This window comes from Oceanispirochaeta sp. (assembly GCF_027859075.1).
Lineage (GTDB): Bacteria > Spirochaetota > Spirochaetia > DSM-2461 > DSM-2461 > Oceanispirochaeta.
This window is the reverse complement of the sequence record NZ_JAQIBL010000347.1, coordinates 1-3548: the sequence shown is the minus strand read 5'-3', so window position 1 is coordinate 3548 and position 3548 is coordinate 1. Positions and strand designations below refer to the sequence as shown.

At 57.4% G+C, this 3548-nt stretch carries 6 protein-coding genes; all 6 read left to right on the top strand.

The genetic code is table 11. The features are described 5' to 3' along the window. Positions 1-534, top strand: a 534-nt coding sequence (locus PF479_RS19665; RefSeq protein WP_298010493.1) for a hypothetical protein, incomplete at its 5' end; no start/stop codon positions are given. Continuing rightward, positions 534-2033 (top strand): hypothetical protein, encoded by a 1500-nt coding sequence (locus PF479_RS19660; protein WP_298010491.1) that lies wholly within the window; start codon positions 534-536, stop codon positions 2031-2033. The genes PF479_RS19665 and PF479_RS19660, both read left to right, overlap by 1 nt. A gap of 58 nt (positions 2034-2091) precedes the next feature. Beyond that, positions 2092-2376, top strand: coding sequence for a hypothetical protein (locus PF479_RS19655; protein WP_298010486.1), 285 nt, complete (start codon positions 2092-2094; stop codon positions 2374-2376). Beyond that, positions 2373-2750: a hypothetical protein gene (locus PF479_RS19650; RefSeq protein WP_298010483.1), complete on the top strand. Its 378-nt coding sequence runs from the start codon at positions 2373-2375 to the stop codon at positions 2748-2750. Before PF479_RS19655 ends, PF479_RS19650 begins: the two co-directional genes overlap by 4 nt. Further along, positions 2725-2958, top strand: a complete 234-nt coding sequence (locus PF479_RS19645; protein WP_298010480.1) for a hypothetical protein — start codon at positions 2725-2727, stop codon at positions 2956-2958. The genes PF479_RS19650 and PF479_RS19645 overlap by 26 nt, the downstream gene beginning before the upstream one ends. Positions 2959-2968: 10 nt before the next feature. Beyond that, positions 2969-3514 carry a hypothetical protein gene (locus tag PF479_RS19640; RefSeq protein WP_298010477.1) on the top strand — a complete coding sequence of 182 codons (546 nt, stop codon included), beginning with the start codon at positions 2969-2971 and terminating at the stop codon, positions 3512-3514. Positions 3515-3548 lie beyond the last annotated feature (34 nt).

Below are 3548 nucleotides of genomic sequence, written 5' to 3'. Positions count from 1 at the left end.
AGGGATCTCTCCCTCCTGGAAGATCTCACTCTCAGCGGATTCTGCCTCAGTGCCCGCCGGAGGGAGGCTGTACTTCTCAAGCTGGAGGTTCTGGGCTCCCGGCTGGGAGACTTTGCCTTTGGGAAAGAGGGAACGCCCGCAATGGCCGCGGAAGCTTTCCTCCGCCTGGAAGGAGATGAGGTCCGGGTAGATGATTTTCTGATCCCCGATCTGGCCGCCGTTTCTGTGACCGGGGAATTCTCCTCTCAGATGAAAAAGCATGAGCTTATGATCCGCCGCAAGGATCAGGAGTCCTCGGACTACTCCATGATGCGCCAAACCCTCTCCTCCCGGATCATCCTCACCAGCCGGGACTCTTATGAAGAAAACCAGAGGGTGCGCCTCGAAGTGACCATCGACCAAGCCTCCTACCGGGGAGAGCTCAGCTACCCCGACAACAAGGGGATCTGGGGCCGGGAGTTTCGCTACACCCTGACAGGGCCCCTCAAAATTCGGGTGTTCACCCATCTTGAGGGAAGGGGGATAAAGATCTAATGGCCTTTTATGAGATGGACCCGGCCCTGGAAGAGAGCCTCCTGGAGAGGACAAACAGAGTCATCCTGATTCTGGAGATTCAGGATGATGCGGGGGAGATGATCACTCTCCCCGAAGAGGCCCTCCAGGAGGGGAATTTCCACAGCTACAAAGACTTCCTCGGGGGCTACTGCGTCACCGGGAGTGTCAGTTTTCTGGATGAAGAAGAGTTTCTCTCCGGCTTATCCGGACAGGACCGGCAGGTCAGAATCCTCATTTCATCGGGAAATTGCGGCCGCTTCCTCCACCGATTCACCCTGACTGTGGATGACAAGGGATTCAGAAGGTCCCGCACAGGGGGCATCACCCGGATCACAGCCACCCTGGAGGATGCACCGGCGCGGATGAAGAGAGTGGGAGGCCTTAAAAACTGGGAGGAGAAACAGATCATCATTGACTGCGTCATGAGTGACAAGGAGCATCCACAGGGGAGCCTTGTTCATCTGATCGCCGCCCGGGGGGGACTCGGCTCTGAGGAGCTGGACTGCTCGACCGTGGAACTCCCCCTGGTGTATGCCCATATTTCGGCCAGCCCCTGGGAGGAGCTCTGCTCCCTGGCCACTTCCTGCTCTGCCCTGGTGGAGGGAGGGCTGGATCATAAGATTCTCTTTTCCTCCTCGGTCTATCAGAGGGACGGACTCCTGGAAGAGATGAGCCCCCTCCGGGAGGATCTCTTCTATGAGATGACAGAGGAAGAAGCAGGAGATGTCTATACCAACTCGGTACGGCTGAAGTGGAACCGCCCCGAACGCCTGAACCCTCAGATCCTCTGGCGCTATGACGAGCTCCCGGTGGAGTTTGATGACAGCTTCAGCCCCTCCTATCCCTTCCTCCCGGAGGGGGACAGACCGATTCAGGACCCCCTGGTTCCCTATGAAGCCCTCTTTGAGGTGCGGGAGAACTACAAGAGCTTACCCGTTCTCTGGGCCGACCAGATCCAGAGCCAGGAGGAAGTCCTGGAGGGGCTCCAGTTTGAAGCCGATGGCGGCGGGACCGATGGTCTGACCCTCAGCAGCTATACCACGGAGAGCCAGAGAGCCTATCTCAACCTCAGCTGCAGCCAGGCCGGAAGACTGATCAATCTGAGTATTCTGGGCCAGCCCATTGTGATGAGAGCCGGAACGGCTTGTTTCCGCAGTGATGAGGCGGAGATTGCCCTCAGGGGACTCCGTATCCTTTCCGGGAGGAGCCGATTTTTCTCGGATGCCCTGGTCACAGGGGCAGACGGCGAGGACCGGCCTCACTGGGAGGACTGGGTGCTCCGGGCCCTCAGCCAGGGAATCAAGCGGCGCAGGCGTTACCGGGGGCGGAGTGAGGTGGGACTCTTTTACATGAGGGCGGGAGCCCTCTGCTCCCTTGAGGATGAGGGTTCTTCCACCCTCTGCCGGGTGGAGGAACTGGAGATGAATTTTCAGAAGAGCCGGGGCCTTGAGACCAGAGTGACCCTTCTAGAGGAATGAGTGTTTTAAGAGGCCCCACGGTCGTGAACGATGTCGGTAATGAGGAGAAGAAGCAAGAATGGATAAAGAACTCAAACTTTGTGACAAGAATCTCTGGGAGATGAGCTTTCGCCTGCACTTTACGGTTCTCCTGAAAAGGATGATTGCCCTGCCCTCCAAGATGATCGGCTTCAAACCATCCTGCCTCTACCTGGCCACCTGGCTCCTCAAGAAGGGGTTCATTGGTCAATGGGTCTGGCTGGCTGTTTTGATGATGGTCCTCTTCGGGATTGTGGGGCTCAAGGTGGCCGGAAGCATCCTCAGCCGCCGGCCCCTGGGGCTTGAGGAAGGAGGAACAGTATGAAGCTTTTCATAAAAATCAAAGGTTGGGCCGTGCGGATCGGCTTTCTGGTGTTGGGTCTCCTGGGTGCCCTCCTGGGAGGGTTCCTGTGGGGACGGCAGAGCGGAAATGAGGATAAAAGGGAGGAGGAAACGAGTGCAGATGACTACCAGTCGCAGCAGAATGAGTTTGAAAGGATTACTCAGATCAAAAGGGAGAGCAGGGAGGAGATCCTGTCTCTCTCTGATACTGATTTTGATGAGCGTTATCCCTCTGTACCCCGAGATGCCAAACAGGGAGGAAATCGCTATCTGGATCGGTGCCGAGCCTACCTTCAGTCACGAAGAGGTGGTCGAGATAGTGGAAGCCCTGATGACCATAGCCCTGGAGGAGATTGAATTGACCAGCCGGGAGACCGCCCGGGAAGTGGCCGCCGATGAAGCCGGAAAGACGGCCTACTACCGGGACCTGGCAGAACGGGAGAGGACGACAGTCAGGGATCTGGAAAAGGAGATCCGCCAACTGAAGAGGCGCTGCTGGATTCTGGGAGGAGCCAGCATCGGGATGAGTGGACTGGCCGGGGGGATCTGGCTGAATAATCGCTAGGGAGGAGAACATGTTTGAGAGGATAAAGGTCATGGGACAGGTCAGAGTCCGGGTCATAGGCCCGGACGGCTTTGTCAGATTACGCCGCCCCGGATTTTTCCGGCGTCTTTTAGGAAGACCCGGAAAACCCAGGGATCAGATTTACCACAATGTGGTGACTGCTCAGGGAGATGCCCTTTTGGCCAACCTGGCCGTCGGCGGCGGGATGACCCCCGTGAACAGTGCCAACGGTTTTATCGAGGTGGGAACCGGATGGACCGGGCTGACTACCAAGAGTAATTCCGGGTGCAACACTCCCGTGGGGAACCGTCAGGGGATGGACGCCGAGTACCCCAAGACAAAGGGAGTCTTTGGAGAGTCCACCGATGACAAGGCCTGCTACAGGGCCACCTTTCCCTCGGGGAGCCTGGAGGCGACGGGGATCAATGAGGCCGCCCTGATGAACGCCTCGGCGGCAGGAGTCTGCCTGGCCTATGCCCAGATTACCCCGGAGGTGAATATCGGGGCCAATGACATCCTCCAGATTGACTGGGAGATCACCTTCTATGGGACCTAGGAGGTCTTGATATGGATTTTTACCATATTCAGAG